The organism is Streptomyces sp. E-08, from assembly GCF_049913095.1.
Taxonomy (GTDB): domain Bacteria; phylum Actinomycetota; class Actinomycetes; order Streptomycetales; family Streptomycetaceae; genus Streptomyces.
Map to the genome: position 1 here is coordinate 6,298,382 of NZ_CP183971.1, position 22,278 is coordinate 6,320,659.

Below are 22,278 nucleotides of genomic sequence, written 5' to 3' on the forward strand. Positions count from 1 at the left end.
CGCCGCACCGGGCACAAGCCCGAGTACGTCCAGTACGAGGGCTCGCGCCCGGCACGCCGAGAGCACGCACCTGACGCCGCGGGGCCGCCCTTCGGGCGACGACGGGAGTTTGACGACCGGGCCTAGCTCGCCGGTCCTGCCACCACCTCGACCGCCTGGGGGAGCGGGGTGCCCGAGCCGTCACGGCGCGGGTCGGGGTCCGGGAGGGACACCGGGGCACCGGTCTTCTGGGCCGCGCGGGCCGGGGTGGCGCCCGCCCAGGCCAGGAGCAGGACGTCCTCGCCCTTCAGGAAGCGCTGGCACCGGACGCCGCCGGTCGCGCGTCCCTTGCGCGGGTACTGGTCGAACGGGGTCAGCTTCGCCGACGTACCCGTCGAGGAGTCCAGGGTGCCCGTGGAGCCCGCGACGGTGAAGACGACGGCCTCCGCGGCCGGGTCCACCGCCGTGAACGAGATCACCTCGGCGCCCGCGGTGAGCTTGATGCCCGCCATGCCGCCCGCCGGGCGGCCCTGGGGCCGCACCTGCGAGGCCTGGTAGCGCAGCAGCTGGGCGTCGGAGGTGATGAAGACCAGGTCCTCGTCGCCGGTCCGCAGCTCCGTCCCGCCGACGATCCGGTCACCGTCCTTGAGGGTGATGACCTCCAGCTCGTCCTTGTTCGCCGGATAGTCCGGCACCACGCGCTTGACCACGCCCTGCAGCGTGCCGAGGGCGAGGCCGGGCGAGGACTCGTCGAGCGTGGTCAGGCAGACGACCGTCTCGTCCCCCTCCAGGGAGAGGAACTCGGACAGCGGCGCGCCGCCCGCCAGGTTCGGGGCGGTCGCGGTGTCCGGGAGCTGCGGCAGGTCGATCACGGCGATCCGCAGCAGCCGGCCGGACGAGGTCACCGCGCCGACGTCGCCGCGCTGGGTGGCCGGCACCGCCGACACGATCACGTCGTGCTTGGCGCGCTTCGCGTCCGGGTCGGCCGCGGGCAGCTCCGCCGTCGCCGTACGGGCGAGGAGGCCGGTCGAGGAGAGCAGCACGCGGCACGGGTCGTCCGCGACCTCCAGGGATACGGCCGCGACGGGCGCGCCCGCAGACTCCAGCAGGACCGTCCGCCGGTCGGTGGCGAACTTCTTGGCGACGGAAGCCAGTTCCGCGGAGACCAGCTTGCGCAGCTCGGCGTCGGAGTCGAGGATCCCGGTCAGCTCGTCGATCTCGCCGTTCAGACGGTCGCGCTCGGTCTCCAGTTCAAGGCGGTCGAACTTGGTGAGGCGGCGCAGCGGGGTGTCCAGGATGTACTGCGTCTGGATCTCGCTCAGCGAGAAGCGCTCCATCAGGCGCTCCTTGGCCTGGGCGGAGTTCTCGCTCTCCCGGATGAGCCGGATGACCTCGTCGATGTCGAGCAGTGCGACGAGGAGGCCCTCGACCAGGTGGAGGCGGTCCCGCTTCTTGGTGCGGCGGAACTCGGAGCGGCGCCTGACCACCTCGAAGCGGTGGTCGAGGTAGACCTCCAGGAGCTCCTTGAGACCGAGGGTGAGCGGCTGCCCGTCGACCAGCGCCACGTTGTTGATGCCGAAGGACTCCTCCATCGGCGTCAGCTTGTAGAGCTGCTCCAGGACCGCCTCGGGTACGAAGCCGTTCTTGATCTCGATGACCAGGCGCAGGCCGTGGCTGCGGTCGGTGAGGTCCTTGACGTCCGCGATGCCCTGGAGCTTCTTCGAGCCGACCAGGTCCTTGATCTTGGAGATGACCTTCTCGGGACCGACCGTGAACGGCAGCTCGGTCACGATGATGCCCTTGCGGCGGGCCGTCACGGTCTCCACGGTCGTGGTGGCGCGGATCTTGAAGGAGCCGCGGCCCGACTCGTACGCGTCCTTGATGCCCGAGAGCCCGACGATCCGGCCGCCGGTGGGCAGGTCGGGGCCCGGTACGAAGCGCATCAGCGTCTCGAGGTCGGCGTTCGGGTGCCGGATCAGGTGACGGGCGGCCGCGACGACCTCGCCGAGGTTGTGCGGGGGCATGTTCGTCGCCATGCCGACCGCGATCCCGGACGCGCCGTTGACCAGCAGGTTCGGGTAGGCGGCGGGGAGTGCCACCGGCTCCTGCTCCTGGCCGTCGTAGTTCGGCGAGAAGTCGACCGTGTCCTCGTCGATGGACTCGGTCATGAGGAGTGCGGCCGGGGCCATCCGCGACTCGGTGTACCGCATGGCGGCCGGCGGGTCGTCGTTGCCCAGGGAACCGAAGTTGCCGTGGCCGTCGACGAGGGGGAGCCGCATGGAGAAGGGCTGTGCCATGCGGACCATCGCGTCGTAGATCGACGCGTCGCCGTGCGGGTGGAGCTTGCCCATCACCTCGCCGACGACGCGGGCGCACTTGACGAAGCCGCGGTCGGGGCGGAGCCCCATCTCGCCCATCTGGTAGACGATGCGGCGCTGGACGGGCTTCATGCCGTCGCGGGCGTCGGGGAGGGCGCGCGAGTAGATCACCGAGTACGCGTACTCGAGGAAGGAGCCCTGCATCTCGTCGACCACGTCGATGTCGAGGATCCTCTCCTCGTACGCGTCGTCCGGCGGCGGTGTCTTCGTGCTGCGGCGGGCCATCGCGGCTGCGGCTCCTTCACCAACAAGGTTGATCTGACGCGGACCATTGTGGACCGTGTCACCGACAACGCCGACCGCGACCCGGAAGAGGGACATCGCGAAGGCTCGGGAACTTCGCCAGGTGTCGGCGCGCTTGCATACAGTGGCAGGACTTTTTCACATCGCGATCGAAGGGACGTACATGCCCATGGGTCACACGGCCACGGCCGAGGCCGGCTCCGGCGGCCTGACAGCGACCGAGCACCGGTTGGCGAACGGCCTGCGCGTGGTGCTCTCGGAGGACCACCTGACCCCGGTCGCCGCGGTCTGCCTCTGGTACGACGTCGGCTCGCGTCACGAGGTCAAGGGCCGCACGGGCCTCGCCCACCTCTTCGAGCACCTGATGTTCCAGGGCTCGAAGCAGGTGCACGGCAACGGCCACTTCGAGCTGGTGCAGGGCGCCGGCGGCTCGCTCAACGGCACGACGAGCTTCGAGCGCACCAACTACTTCGAGACCATGCCCACGCACCAGCTGGAGCTCGCGCTCTGGCTGGAGGCCGACCGCATGGGATCGCTGCTCGCCGCCCTGGACGACGAGTCCATGGAGAACCAGCGGGACGTCGTCAAGAACGAGCGCCGCCAGCGCTACGACAACGTGCCGTACGGCACGGCCTTCGAGAAGCTGACCGCCCTCGCCTACCCGGAGGGCCACCCGTACCACCACACGCCGATCGGCTCCATGGCCGACCTGGACGCGGCGACCCTGGAGGACGCGCGGAACTTCTTCCGCACGTACTACGCCCCGAACAACGCCGTGCTGTCCGTCGTCGGAGACATCGACCCGGCGCAGACGCTCGCCTGGGTCGAGAAGTACTTCGGCTCGATCCCCGCCCACGACGGCAAGCCCGAGCCGCGCTCCGGCGAGCTGCCCGAGGTCATCGGCGAGCAGCTCCGTGAGGTCGTCGAGGAGGAGGTCCCGGCGCGCGCGCTGATGGCCGCCTACCGTCTGCCGCACGACGGCACGCGCGCGTGCGACGCCGCCGACCTGGCCCTGACGGTCCTGGGCGGCGGGGAGTCCTCCCGCCTGCACAACCGCCTGGTCCGCCGTGACCGCACGGCCGTCGCCGCCGGCTTCGGCCTGCTGCGGCTCGCCGGGGCGCCCTCGCTGGGCTGGCTGGACGTCAAGACCTCCGGGGGCGTCGAGGTCCCGCAGATCGAGGCGGCCGTCGACGAGGAGCTCGCCCGGTTCGCCGCCGAGGGCCCCACGCCCGAGGAGATGGAGCGCGCGCAGGCCCAGTTGGAGCGCGAGTGGCTGGACCGGCTCGGCACCGTCGCGGGCCGCGCGGACGAACTGTGCCGGTTCGCCGTGCTGTTCGGCGACCCGCAGCTCGCCCTGACCGCCGTCGACCGCGTCCTGGAGATCACCGCCGAGGAGGTGCGCGAGGTCGCCGCGGCCAAGCTGCGCCCCGACAACCGCGCGGTGCTCGTCTACGAGCCCCTGGCGACCGAGCAGAGCGACAGCGCCGACGGCGAAGACGACGAAGAGGGAGCGGACCAGTGACCGACGCCGCCGTGTCCTTGACGAGCATGGACTTCCACCCGCAGCCCCAGCCGGGCACCGCGAAGCCGTGGGCCTTCCCGGCCCCGGACCGCGGGAAGCTGGACAACGGTCTGACCCTGCTCACCAGCCACCGCCCCGGCCAGCAGGTCGTCGCCGTGGAGATCTTCCTGCCCGCCCCGCTGGACGCCGAGCCGGCCGGTCTCGACGGTGTGGCCACCATCATGGCCCGCGCGCTCTCCGAGGGCACCGACCAGCACAGTGCCGAGGAGTTCGCGGCCGAGCTGGAGCGCTGCGGCGCCACGCTCGACGCGCACGCCGACCACCCGGGCGTACGGGTCTCCCTGGAGGTCCCGGCCTCCCGGCTGCCCAAGGCGCTCGGGCTGCTCTCCGAGGCCCTGATCGCCCCGGCGTTCCTGGAGACCGAGGTCGAGCGCCTGGTGCGCAACCGTCTCGACGAGATCCCGCACGAGACGGCCAACCCGGCCCGCCGCGCCGCCAAGCAGCTCTCCAAGGAGCTGTTCCCGGCCGAGTCCCGGATGTCCCGGCCGCGCCAGGGCACCGAGGAGACCGTCGCCGCGATCGACGCCGCCGCCGTCCGCGCCTTCTTCGACGCGCACGTCCGGCCCGGCACGGCCACCGCCGTGGTCGTCGGCGACCTGACGGGCGTCGACCTGGACAAGGTCCTCGCCGAGACGCTGGGCGCCTGGACCGGTGAGCCGGCCGAGCCGCTCCCGATGCCGCCGATCACCGCCGACGACACCGGTCGGGTCGTCATCGTGGACCGTCCCGGCGCGGTGCAGACGCAGCTGCTCATCGGCCGGATCGGCGCCGACCGGCACGACCGTGTCTGGCCGGCCCGGATCCTCGGCACGTACTGCCTCGGTGGCACCCTGACCTCGCGTCTGGACCGGGTCCTGCGCGAGGAGAAGGGCTACACGTACGGCGTGCGGGCCTTCGGTCAGGTGCTCCGCTCGGACGCCGGGGGGAACGGCGCCGCGATGCTCGCCATCAGCGGATCCTTCGACACCCCGAACACGGGTCCGGCACTTGAGGACCTCTTCGCGGTGCTGCGCACGCTGGCCGCCGAGGGTCTGACCGACGCCGAGCGCGAGACGGCCGTGCAGAACCTGGTGGGCGTGGCGCCCCTCAAGTACGAGACGGCCGCCTCCGTCGCCGGGACGCTCGCCGACCAGGTGGAGCAGCACCTGCCGGACGACTTCCAGGCGCAGTTGTACGCGCGCCTGGCCGAGACCGGCACGGTCGAGGCGACGGCCGCCGTGGTCAGCGCGTTCCCGGTGGACCGGCTCGTCACCGTGCTCGTCGGTGACGCGGCACAGATCGCGGAGCCGGTGCGGGCGCTCGGCATCGGTGAAGTGACCGTCGTGACCGGCTGATTCCGGCCACCGCGCGACAACGGGAGGACCCCGACGGGCCAGTTCGTCGGGGTCCTCCGCTTTGTCCGTATTGAGGGCAAGGTGATTATTTGCCCTGTGGCATGTCTTACAAAAGACGTGTCTGGTTGGTGATTGAAAGACGATCCGCATAGCGTCGGGGCGGCTGTTCGTCAGTTGCACGTGCCGCAGCCGCGGCATCGGACAGTCATCGCCGAGTCCCCGTCAGGCGCGAGCCTGGGGAGCCGGGGACCCACACGTAGTCCCTGGGGTGAATCGGGCGCCTTCGTCTCGACGGAGGGGCTCGTAGGAGACCTTCCTGCTCCGAACCCGTCAGCTAACCCGGTAGGCGAGAAGGAAGGAAAGGATCAGCCCCTACATGGCGTTCACCCGTGCCACCGGGAAGCATCGTGGTCCGAGCCGGATGGCGCGCCGCAGCGTGGGCATCGCCGGCGCCGCGACGCTCGCCACCACCGGCGTCATTGGATCCCTCGCCTCCCCGGCGCTCGCCGCGGACACGGACAACCGCTCCCCCGAGGACACCGGTCTCACCCAGGTGATCACCGAGGACTCCCTTGTGGACCGGATCAACGCCCAGGCCGCCGCCCAGGAGCAGGAGGCCGTCGAGGCCATCGCCAAGGCGAAGGCCAAGGCCGAGGCCAAGCGCAAGGCCGAGGCCCGCGCCAAGGAGATCCGGCTGGAGCGTGAGCGCGCCGCCCGCGAGGCCGAGCGCCGCCGCCTGGCCTCCTTCCAGCTCCCCGTCGCCGGCTCGTACGTCTCCACCGGCTACAAGACCGGCGGCTCGCTCTGGTCCTCCGGCAGCCACTCCGGCGTCGACTTCCACGCCGCCTACGGCACCCAGGTCGTCTCCGTCGGCTCCGGCACCGTCGTCGAGGCCGGCTGGGGCGGCGCGTACGGCAACAACATCGTCGTCCGGATGAACGACGGCACGTACACCCAGTACGGGCACCTCTCCTCCATCGGGGTCTACGTCGGCCAGAGCGTCGAGCCCGGCCAGCAGATAGGCGTCTCGGGCTCCTCCGGCAACTCCACGGGCCCGCACCTCCACTTCGAGGCGCGCACGAGCCCCGACTACGGCTCGGACATCAACCCGGTCGCGTACCTCCGCGCCCGCGGCGTCAACGTCTGACCCGGACCGGGCCGTCGGCCCGGATCCCCGCCGCGCACCGCGTCGCAAAAGCCCCGGCTCGTACTGAGCCGGGGCTTTTCGCTGATCAAAAGACAGCCAAGGGCGGTCAAAGACGGCCATGAATTCCGCTGGGGCATCGGAAATTCCGGCAGGCTGCAATAGAGTCGCAGACCGGGCGCAGAACAGGCGCTGATCGAATGGACTCACGCGGACCAAGGCGGAGGTCGGACATGCGCATTCCCGCGCACTCGGTATGCACGGCGATCCGGGACGACATCGTCTCCGGCGCGTTCGAGCGGGGTGCTCGGCTGACCGAGGAGCAGCTCGCCCGCCGGTACGGCGTCTCCCGCGTCCCGGTCCGCGAGGCGCTGCGCACCCTGGAGTCCGAGGGCTTCGTCGTCACCCGGCGCCACGCGGGCGCCCATGTCGCCGAGCCGACCGAGCAGGAGGCGGCCGATCTGCTCGACATGCGGGCGCTGCTCGAACCGCTGGGCGCCGCGCGGGCCGCGCAGCGGCGCACCGAAGCCCACCTCAAGGTGCTGCGCGGCCTGGTCAGGCTGGGGCAGGAGCGGGCCAGGCGCGGCCAGGGCGAGGATCTGCGCTCGCTCGGCGGCTGGTTCCACGAGACGCTCGCGCAGGCGTCCGGGAGCCCGGCCCTGACGGCGCTGCTCACCCAGCTGCGGCACAAGATCGCCTGGACGTACGTGGTGGATCAGCCGGCCCTGCCGGTCGAGGCCTGGGCCGAGCACGGCGCGATCGTGGACGCCGTGGCGCGCGGCGACGCCGAGCGGGCGAGGGCGCTGACCGCGCTGCACGCGGAGCGCTCGTTGTCGCTGCACCGGCTCAAAAGGCCGGAGCGCGGCCGTGTGAGGGTTTCGCAACATGCCGTCAACACATCGAGTGCCCGGAATTAACGCGCGCGCCGTATACAAAGAACAGGAATTCGACCCGGTATTCGTCCCGGGTATTTCGTGCTGCCCGGAATCGAGGCGGAGCAATGAGAATGGCCGTGGCCGCCGGAATTCCGGCGACCACGGCCATTCGTCGTACGGGGGACCGGATCAGACGGTCTCGGGGAGCTCGTCCAGACCCTCGGCGACCAGCTTCGCCAGGCGGTCGAGCGCGGCCTCGGCGCCGTCGGCCTCCGACGCGAGCACGATCTCCTCGCCGCCCTGCGCGCCCAGGCCGAGCACCGCGAGCATGGAGGCGGCGTTCACGGGGGTGCCGTCGGACTTGGCGATCGTCACCGGCACGCCGGAGGCCGTGGCGGCACGGACGAAGATGGACGCGGGGCGGGCGTGCAGGCCCTCGGCCCAGCCGACGTTGACGCGGCGCTCAGCCATGGTGTTGCCCTTCAAGTCTCAAGCGGGTTGTCTAGACCAGTCTCTCACGGGTCGCGCGGTGCTCGCGCCGCCCTTCGGCCCGGATCGGACCGCCCTTCGGCCCGTCCTGCCTGGCAACACCTTGCATCGAGCACCCCCGCCGCGCGACCGGTGCTGCAGTCGTGTCGCGGCCGTAGGCTGACCCCATGCAGAGCGCGTCGGAGCAGTCGGAAGCGGCGGAACCACCGGCCTCACCGGAGCACGACTACCCCGACCACTGGGAGGCGGACGTCGTCCTCCGCGACGGCGGCACCGCCCGCATCCGGCCCATCACCGCCGACGACGCCGACCGCCTCGTCAGCTTCTACGAGCAGGTCTCGGACGAGTCGAAGTACTACCGCTTCTTCGCGCCCTACCCGCGCCTGTCCGCCAAGGACGTCCACCGCTTCACCCACCACGACTTCGTGGACCGGGTCGGGCTCGCGGCCACCGTCGGCGGCGAGTTCATCGCCACCGTGCGCTACGACCGCATCAACGACCGAGGGCTGCCCGCCTCCGCCCCCGCCGACGAGGCCGAGGTCGCCTTCCTCGTCCAGGACGCGCACCAGGGGAGGGGCGTCGCCTCCGCCCTCCTCGAACACATCGCGGCGGTCGCCCGCGAGCGGGACATCCGGCGCTTCGCCGCCGAGGTGCTCCCCGCCAACAACAAGATGATCAAGGTCTTCACCGACGCGGGCTACACCCAGAAGCGCAGCTTCGAGGACGGCTCCGTCCGGCTCCACCTCGACCTCGAACCGACCGACCGCTCCCTCGCCGTCCAGCGCGCCCGCGAACAGCGCGCCGAGGCGCGCTCCGTGCAGCGGCTCCTCACCCCCGGCTCCGTCGCCGTCGTCGGCGCCGGACGCGCACCGGGCGGTGTCGGCCGGACCGTCCTCCGCAACCTCCTCGGGGCCGGCTTCACGGGACGGGTGTACGCGGTGAACGCCGCGCTCACCGGAGAGACACAGCTCGACGGCGTGCCCGCCCACCCCTCCGTCGGCGCCATCGGCGAACCCGTGGACCTGGCCGTCGTCGCCGTCCCCGCCGAACGGGTGCCCGAGGCCGTCGCCGACTGCGGCGAGCACGGGGTGCGCGGCCTCGTCGTGCTCTCCGCCGGATACGCCGAGAGCGGGGCCGCCGGCCGAGAGCGCCAGCGCGCGCTCGTACGCCAGGCCCGCTCGTACGGCATGCGCATCATCGGCCCCAACGCCTTCGGGATCATCAACACCGCCGACGACGTCCGGCTCAACGCCTCCCTCGCCCCGCAGATGCCCGCCGCCGGGCGCATCGGGCTCTTCACCCAGTCCGGCGCCATCGGGATCGCCCTCCTCGCCGGCCTGCACCGGCGGGGCGCCGGACTCTCCTCCTTCATCTCGGCCGGCAACCGCGCCGACGTCTCCGGCAACGACTTCCTCCAGCACTGGTACGACGACCCCGGCACCGACGTCGTCCTCCTCTACCTGGAGTCCATCGGCAACCCCCGGAAGTTCACCCGGCTCGCCCGCCGCACCGCCGCCGTCAAGCCCGTCGTGGTCGTCAAGGGCGCCCGGCACAGCGGCAGCGCACCGCCCGGCCACCGGGTGCCGGTCACCCGCATCCCGCACGCCACCGTCTCCGCGCTGCTCCGCCAGGCCGGCGTGATCCGCGTCGACACCGTCACCGAACTGGTCGACGCCGGACTGCTCCTCGCCGCCCAGCCGCTGCCCGCCGGGCCCCGGGTCGCGATCCTCGGCAACTCCGAGTCGCTCGGCCTCCTCACGTACGACGCCTGCCTGACCGAGGGGCTGCGGCCGCTGCGGCCGCTCGACCTGACGACGGCGGCGGTCCCGGCGGACTTCCGGGACGCGCTCGCGGCGGCGCTCGCCGACGAGACGTCCGACGCGGTGGTCGTCACCGCGATCCCCTGGGTCGGCGAGGACGGGGCCACCGAGTTCGGCGACGGCGAGGTGCTGGCCGCCGCCCTCCGCGAGGCCGTCGCCTCGGCCCCCGCGCCGACGAAGCCGGTCGTCGTCGTCCACGTGGAGATGGGCGGCCTCGCGGAGGCCCTCGCGGTGGCGACGAGCACCCGGCCGGCGGCGGGGCGCGGTGCCGTCACCCCCGTGGTGCCGGCGGTTTCTCGCGTCCAGCAGGCCGGCGCCCCCGTGCAGCCGGGCACCGCTCCCGCGCAGAAGGCCACGACAGAGCAGGCAGGCACCCCCGTGCAGCCGGGCACCGCTCCCGCGCAGAAGGCCACGACAGAGCAGGCAGGCACCCCCACGCCGCCGGCCACCCCTCCCGTACAGCAGGCCACCATCCCCGCGTACCCCGCTGCCGAGCGGGCCGTGCGGGCGCTGGCCGAGGCCGTGCGGTACGGGCAGTGGCGGCGGCAGGCCGCAGAGCCCGGGCGGGTGCCCGAGTACGAGGACATCGACGAGACCGGGGCCGCCGCGCTCATCGAGGGCGTGCTCGGCGGTGACGACGTGGACGCCCGTGGTGTGACCCTGGACACCGAGCGGGCCGGGGCGCTGCTCGCGCGGTACGGCATCACCGTGCTGCCGACCCTCCCCGCCCCCACGCCCGACGCCGCCGTCGCGGCCGCCCGCCGGCTCGGCTACCCCGTCGCGCTCAAGACCACCGCTCCCCACCTCCGCCACCGCCCCGACCTCGGGGGCGTCCGGCTCGACCTCGCCGCCGAGGACCAGCTCCGCACGGCGTACGCCGAGCTCACCGAGGTCCTCGGCAAGCCGGAGGAGCTCCAGCCGGTCGTCCAGGCGATGGTGCCCCGGGGCGTCGACACCGTCGTCCGCTCCGCGATCGACCCGGCCGTCGGCGCCGTCCTCTCCTTCGGCCTCTCGGGCGCGGCCTCCGAACTGCTCGGCGACACGGCCCACCGGCTGGTCCCGGCCACCGACCGGGACGCCGCCGAACTCATCCGCTCCCTCCGCACCGCGCCGCTGCTCTTCGGCTGGCGCGGCTCCGCCCCCGTGGACACCCCCGCCCTGGAGGAGCTGCTGCTGAGGGTCTCCCGTCTCGTCGACGACCACCCCGAGGTGGTCGCCGTCTCCCTGGAGCCGGTGGTCGTGGCACCGCGCGGACTCTCCGTCCTCGGCGCGACCGTCCGGCTGGCCCCGCCCCCGCCCCGCACCGACCTCGGGCCACGGAGCCTGCCACGTTACTGACGGGCCTGAGGGGGCCCCTCGGCCCCGTAGGATGGAGTCCATGGCAAAGAGCGGTACGACGACCCAGGGGCTGCGCGCGGCGATCGAGCGCAGCGGCTACTACCCGGCCCTCGTGGCCGAGGCGGTGGAGGCCGCCGTCGGCGGCGAGGCCGTCACGTCGTACGTGGTCCACCAGGAGACCACCTTCGACGCGAACGAGGTCCGGCGGCACGTGACCGTGCTCGTCCTGACCGCGCACCGCTTCATCGTCAGCCACACCGACGAGCAGGCCGCCGACACCAGCTCGCCGACCCCGTACGCCACGACGTCCACCGAGTCCGTGAAGCTCGACCGGATCGCGTCGGTCGTCGTCAGCCGTGTCGTCGCCAACCCCGAGTCGTACACGCCGGGCACGCTGCCCCGCGAGGTGGTCCTCACCATCGGCTGGGGTGCCGTCTCGCGCATCGACCTGGAGCCCGCCGCCTGCGGCGACCCGAACTGCGACGCCGACCACGGCTACACCGGCAACGCCACCGCCGACGACCTCAGCCTGCGCGTGAGCGACGCCGGAGACGGCCCGGACACCGTCCGGCAGACCCTCGCGTTCGCCCAGGCCCTCTCCGAAGCCACCGCGGCCATCGCCGCGCCCACCCGCTGATGGTGCAGCCGACCGCCGTGACCCACGGCTGGCCCGACGACCCGGTCCCGCTCGCCCCGGAGACCGCGCCGGTGCCCGAGTACGCCACGGGCTCGCTCGGCGACCTGCTGCCGACGCTCGTGGCGGGCCAGGGCGTGCCCGGCTTCGACGCGCGGATCGCGGAGCTGGCCCCGGCCGACCGCAACTGCGTCTTCCTGATCGACGGGCTCGGCTGGGAGCAGGTCAAGGCCCACCCGGACGAGGCCCCGTACCTGACCTCGCTGCTCGGCTCCTCGCGCGGCGGCACGGGCCGCCCGGTCACCGCCGGCTTCCCCGCCACCACCGCGACCTCGCTCGCCTCCGTCGGCACCGGCCGCCACCCCGGGACGCACGGACTGCCCGGCTACACCGTGCGCGACCCCGACACCGGCGCCCTGATGAACCAGCTGCGCTGGAAGCCGTGGACGGCGCCGCACGTCTGGCAGCCGTACCCCACCGTCTTCCAGCTCGCGCACGAGGCCGGGATCCACACCGCCCAGGTGTCGTCCCCGATCTTCGCGCAGACCCCGCTCACGAAGGTCGCGCTCAGCGGCGGAACCTTCCACGGGCGGCTCTCCGGCGAGGAGCGCATGGACTTCGCCGCCGAGCAGCTCGCCGGCGGCGACCGCTCGCTGGTCTACACGTACTACAGCGAGCTCGACGGCGCCGGCCACCGCTTCGGCATCGACTCCGACGCCTGGCGCGGCCAGCTGATGTTCGTCGACCGGCTCGTGCAGCGGCTCGCCGAGCAGCTGCCGCCGCGCACGGCCCTGTACGTCACGGCCGACCACGGCATGGTCGACATCCCCTTCGACGAGCAGCACCGGATCGACTTCGACGAGGACTGGGAGCTGCGCGCGGGCGTCGCCCTCCTCGGCGGCGAGGGCCGGGCCCGTCACGTCTACGCCGTGCCGGGAGCGGAGGCGGACGTCCTCACCTGCTGGCGCGAGGTCGTCGGCGAGCAGTTCTGGGTGGCGAGCCGCGACGAGGCCATCGACCTCGGCTGGTTCGGGGCCGAGGTCGACGAGCGGGTGTACGGCCGGATCGGCGACGTCGTCGCCGCGGCCCACGACGACGTGGCGATCACCGCCTCCGTCAACGAGCCCCACGAGTCCGCGATGGTCGGGATGCACGGGTCCATGACCCCGGCGGAGCAGCTGGTCCCGCTCCTCGAAGTCCGTTCCTGACCCCCCGATCACCGATCTCTTCCACGACCTGAAAGGTCCCTGTCCCGTCATGCCCGAGCTGGTCTTCTTCTCCGGAACCATGGATTGCGGGAAGAGCACCCTGGCGCTCCAGATCGCCCACAACCGCGACGCGCGGGGGCTTCAGGGCGTGATCTTCACCCGTGACGACCGCGCGGGCGAGGGCAAGCTGTCCTCCCGCCTCGGCCTCGTGACGGAGGCGGTCGAGGCACCGCGCGACATGGACCTGTACGCGTACCTGGTCACCCAGCTCTCCCAGGGCGGCAAGGCCGACTACGTGATCGTGGACGAGGCCCAGTTCCTCGCTCCCGAGCAGATCGACCAGCTCGCCCGCATCGTCGACGACCTCAGCCTGGACGTCTTCGCCTTCGGCATCACGACGGACTTCCGTACGAAGCTGTTCCCGGGCTCGCAGCGGCTGATCGAACTGGCGGACCGCATCGAGCAGCTCCAGGTCGAGGCCCTGTGCTGGTGCGGCGCCCGCGCCACCCACAACGCCCGTACGGTCGGCGGCGCGATGGTCGTCGAGGGCGAGCAGGTCGTCGTCGGGGACGTGAACCGCCCGGCCGAGGAGATCGGCTACGAGGTCCTCTGCCGCCGCCACCACCGCCGCCGCATGACCGCGGCCTCCGCCCGCGCGGGCGCCCTCTCCCCGGACGTCCTGCCCGTCGGCAACGCCTGACGAACGTCAGCTCGTCGGGGCGGTCGTCGCCGGGCCCGTTCCCGTCAGGGTGTCGAGCAGGGTCCGGGCGAGGACGGTCGCCGCGCCGATGCGGGTGTCCTCGCGCTCGTCGCCGGTGACCTTTCCGATGACCGCGTCCCGTACCGCGTGTGAGATCGCGGGGTCCCCGAACAGCTCGGGGAAGGACAGCGCCATCATGCACACGCCCACGTTGGCCGAGAGGATCGACTGCCCGGCCAGTTCCGGGGACATGCGCAGGCGGCCGGCGTCGCGGCAGCGCTCCACGGCCTTCAGGAGGATCGCCTGCGCCTCCTTGATGGCCTGCGGCTTGGCGTCGCCCGTGGGCGTGAACATCAGCCGGTAGAGGTGCGGGTTGCGCAGCGCGAACGCGACGTGGCTGTCCCAGGCCGTGCACAGGTCCGCCACCGGGTCGTCGGTGAGCGGGTTCCGTCGCTTCTCCGCGAGGAACCGCTCGAAGCCGATGTCGGCCACCGCCGTGAGCAGCCCCTGCTTGTCGCCGAACTGGCGGTAGATCTCCGGCGCGCCGACCTTCGCCCGGTCGCAGATGGCCCGGGTCGAGATCGCCAGCGCGTCCTTGGTGGCGAGCAGCTCGCCGGTGGCTTCCAGGATGCGCTCTCGTGCCGTCGACATGGCCCCCACGATAACAGCGTTAACAGTGCTGACCTGGGGGACCGCCTCCGGCGTTATCGTTGCTTACGAATCGTGTTAGCGTATGGAACATCGTTCGCCACGGGAGCCCCCGAGCGCCTGCCGAAAGGAACCCCCATGACCGCCTCCGCCACCCTCCGCGACGTCATCGGCCTGCCCCAGGAGCTGCCGCGGCTCGACGAGTCCGCGCTGATCATGATCGACTTCCAGAACACCTACCGCAGGGGCGTCATGCGGCTCGACGGCGCCGAGGAGGCCGTGGCCGCCGGCGCCCGGCTCCTCGCCGCCGCCCGCGCCGCGGGCGCCCCGGTGGTCCACGTCGTCAACGACGGCGGTGAGGGCACCCCGTACGACATCCGGGCCGAGATCGGCGCGATCAGCGACGAAGTCGCCCCGGTCGAGGGCGAGAAGGTCGTCGTCAAGCAGTTCCCCAACGCCTTCCACGCCACCGACCTGGAGGAGACCCTGAAGGGCCTGGGCGTGAGCGGCGACCTCGTCATCGCCGGCTTCATGACGCACATGTGCGTCCTCTTCACCGCCCAGGGCGCCTTCAACCTCGGCTACCGCCCGACCGTCGTCGCCGAGGCCACCGCGACCCGCCCCCTGGAGGCCCCGGACGGCAGCGTGCAGCCCTCGGAGGCCCTCCAGACCGCGAGCCTCAACACGGTCCGGGACCTGTTCGGCACGGTGGCCCGTACGGTCGACGAGCTCGTCGCCGCCGCGCCCGCCGCCTGACGCCCGACGGCGCCCTCGCCCCACTGGCGCCCCCTGTGCTCCCTGCGCCCCCTTCGGCACCCGGAGTTCACCCGGGGTGTGCCTGAAGAGCGCCTCCTGATCGGTTGCGGGTCGCCCGCCTCGGCGGTAATGGCGGTCGGCCCGTGACGACCCCTCCGGGCCTCTCCGTGCCGTGCGCCCCCTGGAGGATGTGTGCCACCCGCCGCCGAGGCCGTGTACGTCGAGGACCCCGGGCACGGGACCGTGCGCGAGGAGCACGGCGGTGACGGGCGGCGACGGTTCGCGGCCCTGCGCGCCCCGGCCGCCGCCGCCCTGCTCACCGCCGTGCTGTTCTGCCTCGCCACGCGGCTCTCGCGTACGTACCCCTTCGGGCCGGTGACCCGGAACGTCGTCGACCTCGGCCAGCAGTACCTGCCGTACCACGCCTACTGGCGCGCGTTCCTGCTCGGCGAGACGCACGGCGACGCCTTCCTCAACTGGAACTCCGGCTTCGGCTCCAACTTCCTCGGCGACATCGGCACCTACCTGAGCAGCCCCTTCGACCTGCTCGTCGTGTTCTTCCCGGCGGACCGCGTCGAACTCGCGCTGTACGTCGTGACCGCCGTGAAGATCAGCGCCGCCGCGGCCGCCATGGCGCTCCTGCTCCTGCGGCTGCGCCCCGGCCCGTGGCCGGTCGCCGCCGTGCTCGGCACCGCGTACGCCCTCTCCGGCTGGACCCTCGACTTCGGTGCCACCGTCCCGATGTGGCTCGACGGGCTCGTCGCCTTCCCCCTGCTCTGCCTGGTCGGCGAGTGGGCCCGCACCGGCCGCCGTCCCGTCCTCGGCCCCCTCGTCGTCGCCCTGGCCTGGATCGCCAACTTCTACACCGCGTACATGGCGACCCTCGGCGCGGCCGTCGTCCTCGCCGTCCGTCTCCTCACCGCCGAGGAGACCGCCGGCGCCCGGCAGCGCCTCGCCGGGGCCCTGCGCGCCGCCCGGAGCGTCCTCATCGGCATCGGGCTGGCCGCACCGCTCGTCGTGGTCGTCTTCCTCGCCACGAAGGTCGCCGACCCCACCCCCGAGACCACCTTCGCGCCCGCGCCCTGGACGGACGTCCTCGCCCGATTCCTGCCCGCGACCGCGAGCGTCGCAAGCCCCGCCCTCTTCATCGGCACGCCCGCCCTCGCGCTGGCCCTGACGCTGCCCTTCAACCGGGCCGTCGCCCCGCAGGTCCGGACGGGCTGGACGGCCGCGATCGTCCTGGTGACGCTCTCCCTCCAGTGGGAGCCCACGCACCTCCTGTGGCACGCGGGCGCGTCGCCCAACGGCATTCCGTACCGTCAGACCTTCGTCCTGTGCGGTCTCCTGCTGATCGGCGCCTGGTTCTCCGCCGCCCGGGGGGTGCCCCGGCCGCCCGCGCTCCTCGCGGGGGTGGCGCTGCTCGGAGCCATGGCCTGGGCGGCCCGGGGGAGCGTCGACATCGACCGGTGGACCTTCCCCGCCCTCGGCGCGGCCGCGCTCCTCGCGCTCGCCGCCGTCCTCCTGGCCCGGGGCGCCGGCCGCCGGTCCACCGCGCGCGTACTCCCCGTTCTCGCCGTGATCCTCCTCGTCGCGGCCCAGGCCGGCGAGGTGGCCGTCACCGGGAAGCGGATCGAGGAGCAGCAGCGGAGCGAGGTCTCCTGGTCGCCCCGGGTCGGCCCCTGGCACGCGACCGCCGCCGTCGAGGTGGCCCGCGCGGACGACTGGCCGCGCCACCGCACGGACCCCGGCGAGGTGCCCGGAGGCAACGACGTACTGCTCGTCGGAGGGCAGGGCGCCGACTACTACAGCAGCCTCACCTCGGACGTGACGTCCCGGACCCTGGCCTCGCTGGGCTTCGGCTTCTACGCGAAGGGCCGGCACCCGGTCACCCTCGACAACCCCGTCGCGGACGCCCTCTTCTCCGTCGGCACCCGGCTGCGCTCGAAGCCCACTGAGCCGGTACGGCAGGACACCGTGCCCCGCGCCACGGTGACGGTCACGACGACCCCCGTACCGCCGCTGATCACCGTCCGCCCGCCGGAGCGCCCGGCCACGCATCCCGGGGACTCGGCCTTCGCCCGACAGGAACGCCTCCTCGGCGCCGACGTGTACGAGCTGCCCGCCCCGCGCCGTGCCGGACGCACCCTCACCGCCACCTGCCCCGCGGGCTCCCAGGTCTGGTTCTGGGCGCCCGAGTACCGGGGCACCGCGGCGCTGACGGGGGAGCGGCCCGTGGAGTTCGACGGCAGGCCGCCCTCCGTGCGCGCCCCCATGCAGGCCCTCGGCACCGTCCCGGGCTCCGGTGCGGTACGGATCGACCTCGGGCCCGAGGGCAAGGTGCGGCTGCCCCGGGAGCCGGTCGGCTGTCTGGTCCGGGCCCGGCTGGACTCCGCCGTACGGCAGCTCACCGCCACCGGCGCCACGCGCGTGCGTGCCGACGGGCACACCGTCACCGCCGAACTGCCCCCGGGCAGCAGCGGCGTCGCGGTCCTCGCCGCGCCGCGCATCTCCGGCTGGCGCTGCGCCGCCGGTGACGCGGACGCCCGCCCCGCGCGCGCGTACGAGGGTCTCGTCGCCGTCCCCCTCGACGGGCGGGCGGCCACGGTCAGCTGCTCCTTCCGGCCGCCGGGAATCAAGCTCGGCGGCGCCGTCGGCGCGGCGGCGCTCCTCGCGCTCGCGGCGACGGGGTTCCTGCACCGGAGACGGGCCCGCGGGTGACGGGGTTTCCGCACCGGCGACGGGCCCGCGGGTGACGGGGTTTGCGCCGGATACGACAAGAGTTCACCCGGAGTGCACGCGCGGATCGTTCGCCGGGAAAAGTCGGTCGTTACTGTGCCCGCCGTAACGGCGTTTAATTGTTCGATTCAGTGTGGGGATCCCGAGTGCCGAAACTGTCCGTCGTCGTACCGTTCCACAATGTCGGGGCATACGCGCCCGACACCTTGCGCAGTCTCGCGAACAACGCGGATCCGGAATTCGAGTTCCTGCTGATCGACGACTGCTCGACGGACGACACCCCGGAGATCCTCGACCGCTGGCGCGACCGGCTGCCGAACGCCACCGTCATCCGGCACGAGACGAACCAGGGCGTCGCCCAGGCCCGCAACACCGGAATCGACGCGGCGCGCGGCGACTACCTCACGTTCCTCGACGGCGACGACTGGTACGCGCCCGGCCACCTGAGCGCCGCCGTGGCCGGAATCTCCCGCCTGGACTGCGATTTCGCCCGGACCGACCACGTCCTGTCGGAAGGCCGGAAGCGGCAGATCCGATATGCCCCGGCCAAGCGGCGCGACGCCGTGATGGACCCCAGGGACGGCATTTCTCCCGCCAGCATGGTGACGATGGTCGACTATCCCTTCGTCCCCTTCGGAATTTACAGCGGGCGCCTTTTCGAGAACGGGGAATCCCGCTTCGAGACCTCTCTCCGGACCGCCGAGGACCGTCTCTGGATCTGGCGGCTCCACCTCAGGGCGCGCACGTTCGCCGCGCTCTCCCTGCACGGGGTCTTCTACCGGCGGGGCGTCACCACCTCGCTCACCCAGATCACCGACAACCGGCAGCTGGACTTCATCCCCTCGTACGACCTGCTGCTCGACGACGTCTCGCGGGACCCGGAGGCGGACCGCTTCCTCCCGAAGGCCGTCCGCACCTACTGCGCGATGATCGCCTTCCACATGGGGAAGGTGGACAAGTACGAGCCGGCCGTCGCCGCGCGGCTGCGCGCCGACGTCCGCGACGCCCTGCACCGCATGCCGCAGGAGGTCCTCGCCGAGACCCTCGCCACCATGGACACCCCCCGCAGCACCCTCCTCCGGAGCCTGCGCGACACCGGAAGGACCGCCTGACCCATGGCACCCGCCCCCGAGACGGCACCCGCCCCCGAGACCGCCGAGACGGCACCCGCCTCCGAGCCGGCACCAGCCCCCGAGACGGCACCCGCCTCCGAGCCGGCCGCCGGTCTGCCGGTCCAGATCTTCCAGGTGTCCACCCTGTACGGCGCGGCCACCCTCGCCGCCGCGCTCGACGCCGGACAGTTCGGCCCCCGCGACTCCGCCCGCAGGCTCCTGCTGATCTCGCACAACGCCGAGATCCCGGAGACCGCGCTGCGCCTGGAGACCATGACCGGGTACGAGCGGATCGCCGCCCGCTTCGACGGCACCCTCGACTGGAACGAGACGATCCACCCGTACCACCCCGCCGCCTGGGCCCCCCGCCCCGAAGAGGCACCGCTCTGGCAGCGCGTCCTGCGCACCGCCTGGGACCTCGGCACCGGACCGGTCGAGCTGATCGTCGAATCCATCCAGGTCAACCCGGCCAAGGCACTCGCCGGCACCTTCCCCGAGAGCACCGTGCACGTCTACGCCGACGGCCTCATGAGCTACGGCCCGACCCGCTCCGACCTCGCGCAGTCGATCGCCTGCCGCATCCGCCGGGTCCTCCACCTCGACCTCGTGCCGGGCCTCCGCCCCCTCCTCCTGACCGAGTACGGGGTCGAGTCCGAGCTCGTCCCCGACGCGGCCTTCCGCGCCGTCCTCGCCGAGATCGCCGAGGAGGCGGCCGACGACCCGGAGATCACGCGCGCGGCCGCGGCCGAGCCGACGGCCCTGCTGCTCGGCCAGTACCTCGCCGCCCTGTCCCTCCTCACCACCGAGGAGGAAGAGGAACTGCACGTACGGATGCTGCGCGGGGCCGCCGCCGCCGGACACCGCTCGATCGTCTTCAAGCCGCACCCGACCGCGCCCGCCCGCTACTCCCAGGCCCTGGACGAGGAGGCCGAGCGGAGCGGCGTACGCCTCACGGTCCTCGACGGGCCCCTGCTCGCCGAGACCTTCTACGAGCGCTGCCGGCCGGAGCTGGTCGTCGGCTGCTTCTCCACGGCGATGATCACCGCCGCCGTCTACTACGGCGTCCCCATCGCGCGCGTGGGCACGGACGAGGTCCTCGGCCGGCTCACCCCCTTCGAGAACAGCAACCGGATCCCGCTCACCGTCGTCGACCACCTCGTCGCGGACCTGGAGGGCGGCGAGGAACCCGCCCTCCCCGGCGTGGCACCGGCCTCGCTCACGCCGCTGGTCCGCGCCGTCGGCTACTGCATGCGGCACAAGGTCCACCCGGGGCTCCGCGCGGAGGCAACCGCCTTCCTCGCGGAGCACCACGCCGAGCCCGGCACCGCGCACCACTTCACCGTCGAGCGCCTGACCGAGCTGGGCCTGCCGGGAGGAGGACCCGCCCCCGCCCGGACGGGCACGTCCCGGCTGCGCCGCGGCCTGGCACGGAGCCGACGGGGCTGAGCAGGCGCCCGTAGCGGCGTGATCAGCGCGCGGCGGAGGTGACCAGGGTGAAGACCGCGCCCTCCGGGTCCGCCACCAGGGCGAGCCGTCCCGCCGTGCCCTCGCGCGGCGGGCGCAGCACCTGACCGCCGAGCTCCAGGACGAGCCGCGTCGCAGCGTCCGTGTCGGCGACTTCGAAGTACGTCATCCAGTGCGGGCCCCGGTCCCGGGGGAGCGCGTCGCCGACGCCGTGCAGGGAGGCCACCGGGGCCCCCGCCACCTGGAGCGTCGCGTAGTCGTGGTCGGCGGAGACGACCGGCTCCACTTCGTAGCCGAAGACCGACCGGTAGAACTTCCCGGTCGAGGACGTCTCGTACGTGAGGAGCTCGTTCCACACCGGGGTCCCCGGCGGCCCCGCGATCACCGTGCCGTGGTGCGCCTCCGCCTGCCAGACGCCGAAGACCGCGCCGGCCGGGTCGGAGCAGATCGCCAGTCGGCCCGCCTCGCCCGCGTCCAGCGGGCCGACGGCGACCGTGCCGCCGCAGCAGCGGATGCGCTCCGCGGTCTCGTCGGCGTCCTCGGTGGCCAGGTAGGGGGTCCAGGCGATGCGCAGGTGCCGGTCGGGCGGCAGCTGGCCGATGCCCGCCACCTCCTTGCCCCCGAGCAGCGCGCGCACGTACGGGCCGAGCTGCTGGGGACCGGGGACGAACTCCCAGTCGAAGAGCGCGTTGTAGAACTCCTGCGTGGCGTCAAGTCCGTGCACCATCAGGCTCACCCAGCAGGGTGTGCCGGGCGATCGCGGAGTCGCCTCGGTCATCGTCACTCTCTCCTCGGACCATCGTCGTGGCCGTGCCCCCGTCCGATGGTGCCACCGACGGCGCCGCCACGCGCACCGGCCGCACCGGTCGTGGCGGAATCCGGACGGAGGTCGCCGGGTCCGTCCCCGCGGGCCGTGCGGCTGCGCGAGGATGGCCCCCATGAACCCCATCATCTCCGCAAGCGAACTGCTGAGCGAGTCGGCCGGGCCGCGGCCGCCGGTCCTCCTGGACGTCCGCTGGACGCTCGGCGGCCCGCCCGGACGGCCCGCGTACGAGGCCGGCCACCTTCCCGGCGCGGTCTACGTCGACCTCGACGCGGAACTCGCGGGGCCGCCCGGGAGCGGCGGCCGCCACCCGCTGCCCGACCCGGAGGCCTTCGGGGCCGCGATGCGCCGGGCGGGAGTCTCGGCGGACCGGCCGGTCGTCGTCTACGACGGGGGTCTCGGCTGGGGCGCGGCCCGCGCCTGGTGGCTGCTCCGCTGGGCGGGCCACCCTGACGTGCGGGTCCTGGACGGGGGCCTCGCGGCCTGGACGGGCGAGCTCACGGAGAAGGTCCCCGCCCCGGAGCCCGGCGACTTCCGGCCGGAGCCGGGCGCCCTCGGGCTGCTCGACGCCGACGCGGCGGCGGCGTTCGCCGGTACGGGGCTGCTCCTGGACGCGCGGGCGGCCGAGCGTTACCGGGGGGACGTGGAGCCGATCGACCGGGTCGGCGGGCACATCCCGGGCGCGGTCTCGGCCCCGACGACGGAGAACGTCGACGCGGAGGGCCTCTTCCTGGCCGCCGACGTCCTGCGGGACCGCTTCACCGGGCTCGGTGCGGCCGAGGGGACCCCGGTCGCCGTCTACTGCGGCTCGGGCGTCTCGGGCGCCCACGAGGTGCTCGCCCTGGAGATCGCGGGCATCCCGGCGGGCCTCTACGCCGGTTCCTGGTCGGAGTGGTCCTCCGACCCGACCCGCCCGGTCGCCACGGGCCCGAACCCGCGCTAGCAAGGGGACGCCCCGCCCGGGCGCCGTACGGGAAGGGCCCGCGCCAGTCGAACGGCGCGGGCCCTTCCCGCA

General features: G+C 73.1%; 17 protein-coding genes and 1 riboswitch. Of the genes, 13 read left to right on the top strand and 4 right to left on the bottom strand.

Translation table 11 applies throughout. From position 1 onward, the window contains the following. Window positions 1-122 precede the first annotated feature (122 nt). Window positions 123-2,582: a DNA gyrase/topoisomerase IV subunit A gene (locus ACN9MM_RS29070; protein ID WP_426366664.1), complete on the bottom strand. Its 2,460-nt coding sequence runs from the start codon at window positions 2,580-2,582 to the stop codon at window positions 123-125. Window positions 2,583-2,763: 181 nt separating this feature from the next. On the opposite strand from ACN9MM_RS29070, the gene ACN9MM_RS29075 reads away from it, so the two are divergent. The 4 genes from ACN9MM_RS29075 to ACN9MM_RS29090 all read left to right on the top strand — a co-directional run bounded on the left by ACN9MM_RS29075 (window position 2,764) and on the right by ACN9MM_RS29090 (window position 7,577). Next, entirely contained in the window at window positions 2,764-4,122 is a 1,359-nt protein-coding gene (locus ACN9MM_RS29075) for a M16 family metallopeptidase (RefSeq protein WP_426366665.1), read from the top strand. Window positions 4,123-4,148: 26 nt separating this feature from the next. Then, the gene (locus ACN9MM_RS29080) at window positions 4,149-5,516 is read left to right on the top strand and encodes a M16 family metallopeptidase (protein ID WP_426368855.1); all 1,368 of its coding nucleotides are present in this window, start codon (window positions 4,149-4,151) and stop codon (window positions 5,514-5,516) included. A gap of 199 nt (window positions 5,517-5,715) precedes the next feature. Beyond that, a riboswitch (cyclic di-AMP (ydaO/yuaA leader) is annotated at window positions 5,716-5,880 on the top strand. Between the two features lie 12 nt (window positions 5,881-5,892). Continuing rightward, complete coding sequence (locus ACN9MM_RS29085; RefSeq protein ID WP_426366666.1) at window positions 5,893-6,663, top strand: M23 family metallopeptidase; 771 nt, start codon at window positions 5,893-5,895, stop codon at window positions 6,661-6,663. Window positions 6,664-6,893: 230 nt separating this feature from the next. Next, window positions 6,894-7,577, top strand: coding sequence for a GntR family transcriptional regulator (locus tag ACN9MM_RS29090; protein WP_426366667.1), 684 nt, complete (start codon window positions 6,894-6,896; stop codon window positions 7,575-7,577). Window positions 7,578-7,724: 147 nt separating this feature from the next. On the opposite strand, the gene ACN9MM_RS29095 is transcribed toward ACN9MM_RS29090, so the two are convergent. Then, entirely contained in the window at window positions 7,725-8,006 is a 282-nt protein-coding gene (locus ACN9MM_RS29095; protein ID WP_015036698.1) for an HPr family phosphocarrier protein, read from the bottom strand. A 185-nt stretch (window positions 8,007-8,191) separates the two neighbouring features. On the opposite strand from ACN9MM_RS29095, the gene ACN9MM_RS29100 reads away from it, so the two are divergent. Genes ACN9MM_RS29100 through ACN9MM_RS29115 form a run of 4 tightly spaced genes read left to right on the top strand, consistent with a single transcriptional unit; the run spans window position 8,192 to window position 13,724 of the window. Next, window positions 8,192-11,182, top strand: a complete 2,991-nt coding sequence (locus ACN9MM_RS29100) for a GNAT family N-acetyltransferase (protein WP_426366668.1) — start codon at window positions 8,192-8,194, stop codon at window positions 11,180-11,182. A gap of 40 nt (window positions 11,183-11,222) precedes the next feature. Beyond that, a complete protein-coding gene (locus tag ACN9MM_RS29105) occupies window positions 11,223-11,819 on the top strand; it encodes a DUF5998 family protein (protein WP_426366669.1) in 597 nt (198 codons plus the stop codon). Continuing rightward, on the top strand, window positions 11,819-13,024 hold the full coding sequence (locus ACN9MM_RS29110; protein WP_426366670.1) for an alkaline phosphatase family protein: 1,206 nt from the start codon (window positions 11,819-11,821) through the stop codon (window positions 13,022-13,024). The genes ACN9MM_RS29105 and ACN9MM_RS29110 overlap by 1 nt, the downstream gene beginning before the upstream one ends. A 49-nt stretch (window positions 13,025-13,073) precedes the next feature. Beyond that, complete coding sequence (locus tag ACN9MM_RS29115; RefSeq protein ID WP_382868208.1) at window positions 13,074-13,724, top strand: thymidine kinase; 651 nt, start codon at window positions 13,074-13,076, stop codon at window positions 13,722-13,724. 6 nt (window positions 13,725-13,730) lie between these two features. On the opposite strand, the gene ACN9MM_RS29120 is transcribed toward ACN9MM_RS29115, so the two are convergent. After that, a complete protein-coding gene (locus ACN9MM_RS29120) occupies window positions 13,731-14,375 on the bottom strand; it encodes a TetR/AcrR family transcriptional regulator (protein ID WP_426366673.1) in 645 nt (214 codons plus the stop codon). A 135-nt stretch (window positions 14,376-14,510) separates the two neighbouring features. Here ACN9MM_RS29120 and ACN9MM_RS29125 point away from each other — a divergent pair, with 135 nt between their 5' ends. From ACN9MM_RS29125 to ACN9MM_RS29140, 4 genes are all read left to right on the top strand, one after another. Then, window positions 14,511-15,128 (top strand): isochorismatase family protein, encoded by a 618-nt coding sequence (locus ACN9MM_RS29125; protein ID WP_426366674.1) that lies wholly within the window; start codon window positions 14,511-14,513, stop codon window positions 15,126-15,128. A gap of 192 nt (window positions 15,129-15,320) precedes the next feature. Next, window positions 15,321-17,846 (top strand): YfhO family protein, encoded by a 2,526-nt coding sequence (locus ACN9MM_RS29130; protein ID WP_426366675.1) that lies wholly within the window; start codon window positions 15,321-15,323, stop codon window positions 17,844-17,846. A gap of 164 nt (window positions 17,847-18,010) precedes the next feature. Next, entirely contained in the window at window positions 18,011-18,976 is a 966-nt protein-coding gene (locus ACN9MM_RS29135; RefSeq protein ID WP_426366676.1) for a glycosyltransferase family 2 protein, read from the top strand. A 3-nt stretch (window positions 18,977-18,979) separates the two neighbouring features. Then, window positions 18,980-20,422: a polysialyltransferase family glycosyltransferase gene (locus tag ACN9MM_RS29140; RefSeq protein WP_426366678.1), complete on the top strand. Its 1,443-nt coding sequence runs from the start codon at window positions 18,980-18,982 to the stop codon at window positions 20,420-20,422. A gap of 22 nt (window positions 20,423-20,444) precedes the next feature. Here the strand turns inward: ACN9MM_RS29140 and ACN9MM_RS29145 are convergent, their stop codons facing one another. After that, the gene (locus ACN9MM_RS29145; RefSeq protein WP_426366680.1) at window positions 20,445-21,218 is read right to left on the bottom strand and encodes a VOC family protein; all 774 of its coding nucleotides are present in this window, start codon (window positions 21,216-21,218) and stop codon (window positions 20,445-20,447) included. A 160-nt stretch (window positions 21,219-21,378) separates the two neighbouring features. On the opposite strand from ACN9MM_RS29145, the gene ACN9MM_RS29150 reads away from it, so the two are divergent. After that, window positions 21,379-22,206 carry a sulfurtransferase gene (locus ACN9MM_RS29150; protein ID WP_382868200.1) on the top strand — a complete coding sequence of 276 codons (828 nt, stop codon included), beginning with the start codon at window positions 21,379-21,381 and terminating at the stop codon, window positions 22,204-22,206. The last annotated feature ends 72 nt before the right edge of the window (window positions 22,207-22,278 follow it).

Excerpts from the sequence above, each read along its gene's own strand:
- ACN9MM_RS29070 (WP_426366664.1), bottom strand. The coding sequence starts at position 2,582 with ATGGCCCGCCGCAGCACGAAGACACCGCCGCCGGACGACGCGTACGAG.
- ACN9MM_RS29075 (WP_426366665.1), top strand. The coding sequence starts at position 2,764 with ATGCCCATGGGTCACACGGCCACGGCCGAGGCCGGCTCCGGCGGCCTG.
- ACN9MM_RS29080 (WP_426368855.1), top strand. The coding sequence starts at position 4,149 with ATGGACTTCCACCCGCAGCCCCAGCCGGGCACCGCGAAGCCGTGGGCC.
- ACN9MM_RS29085 (WP_426366666.1), top strand. The coding sequence starts at position 5,893 with ATGGCGTTCACCCGTGCCACCGGGAAGCATCGTGGTCCGAGCCGGATG.
- ACN9MM_RS29090 (WP_426366667.1), top strand. The coding sequence starts at position 6,894 with ATGCGCATTCCCGCGCACTCGGTATGCACGGCGATCCGGGACGACATC.
- ACN9MM_RS29095 (WP_015036698.1), bottom strand. The coding sequence starts at position 8,006 with ATGGCTGAGCGCCGCGTCAACGTCGGCTGGGCCGAGGGCCTGCACGCC.
- ACN9MM_RS29100 (WP_426366668.1), top strand. The coding sequence starts at position 8,192 with ATGCAGAGCGCGTCGGAGCAGTCGGAAGCGGCGGAACCACCGGCCTCA.
- ACN9MM_RS29105 (WP_426366669.1), top strand. The coding sequence starts at position 11,223 with ATGGCAAAGAGCGGTACGACGACCCAGGGGCTGCGCGCGGCGATCGAG.
- ACN9MM_RS29110 (WP_426366670.1), top strand. The coding sequence starts at position 11,819 with ATGGTGCAGCCGACCGCCGTGACCCACGGCTGGCCCGACGACCCGGTC.
- ACN9MM_RS29115 (WP_382868208.1), top strand. The coding sequence starts at position 13,074 with ATGCCCGAGCTGGTCTTCTTCTCCGGAACCATGGATTGCGGGAAGAGC.
- ACN9MM_RS29120 (WP_426366673.1), bottom strand. The coding sequence starts at position 14,375 with ATGTCGACGGCACGAGAGCGCATCCTGGAAGCCACCGGCGAGCTGCTC.
- ACN9MM_RS29125 (WP_426366674.1), top strand. The coding sequence starts at position 14,511 with ATGACCGCCTCCGCCACCCTCCGCGACGTCATCGGCCTGCCCCAGGAG.
- ACN9MM_RS29140 (WP_426366678.1), top strand. The coding sequence starts at position 18,980 with ATGGCACCCGCCCCCGAGACGGCACCCGCCCCCGAGACCGCCGAGACG.
- ACN9MM_RS29145 (WP_426366680.1), bottom strand. The coding sequence starts at position 21,218 with ATGACCGAGGCGACTCCGCGATCGCCCGGCACACCCTGCTGGGTGAGC.
- ACN9MM_RS29150 (WP_382868200.1), top strand. The coding sequence starts at position 21,379 with ATGAACCCCATCATCTCCGCAAGCGAACTGCTGAGCGAGTCGGCCGGG.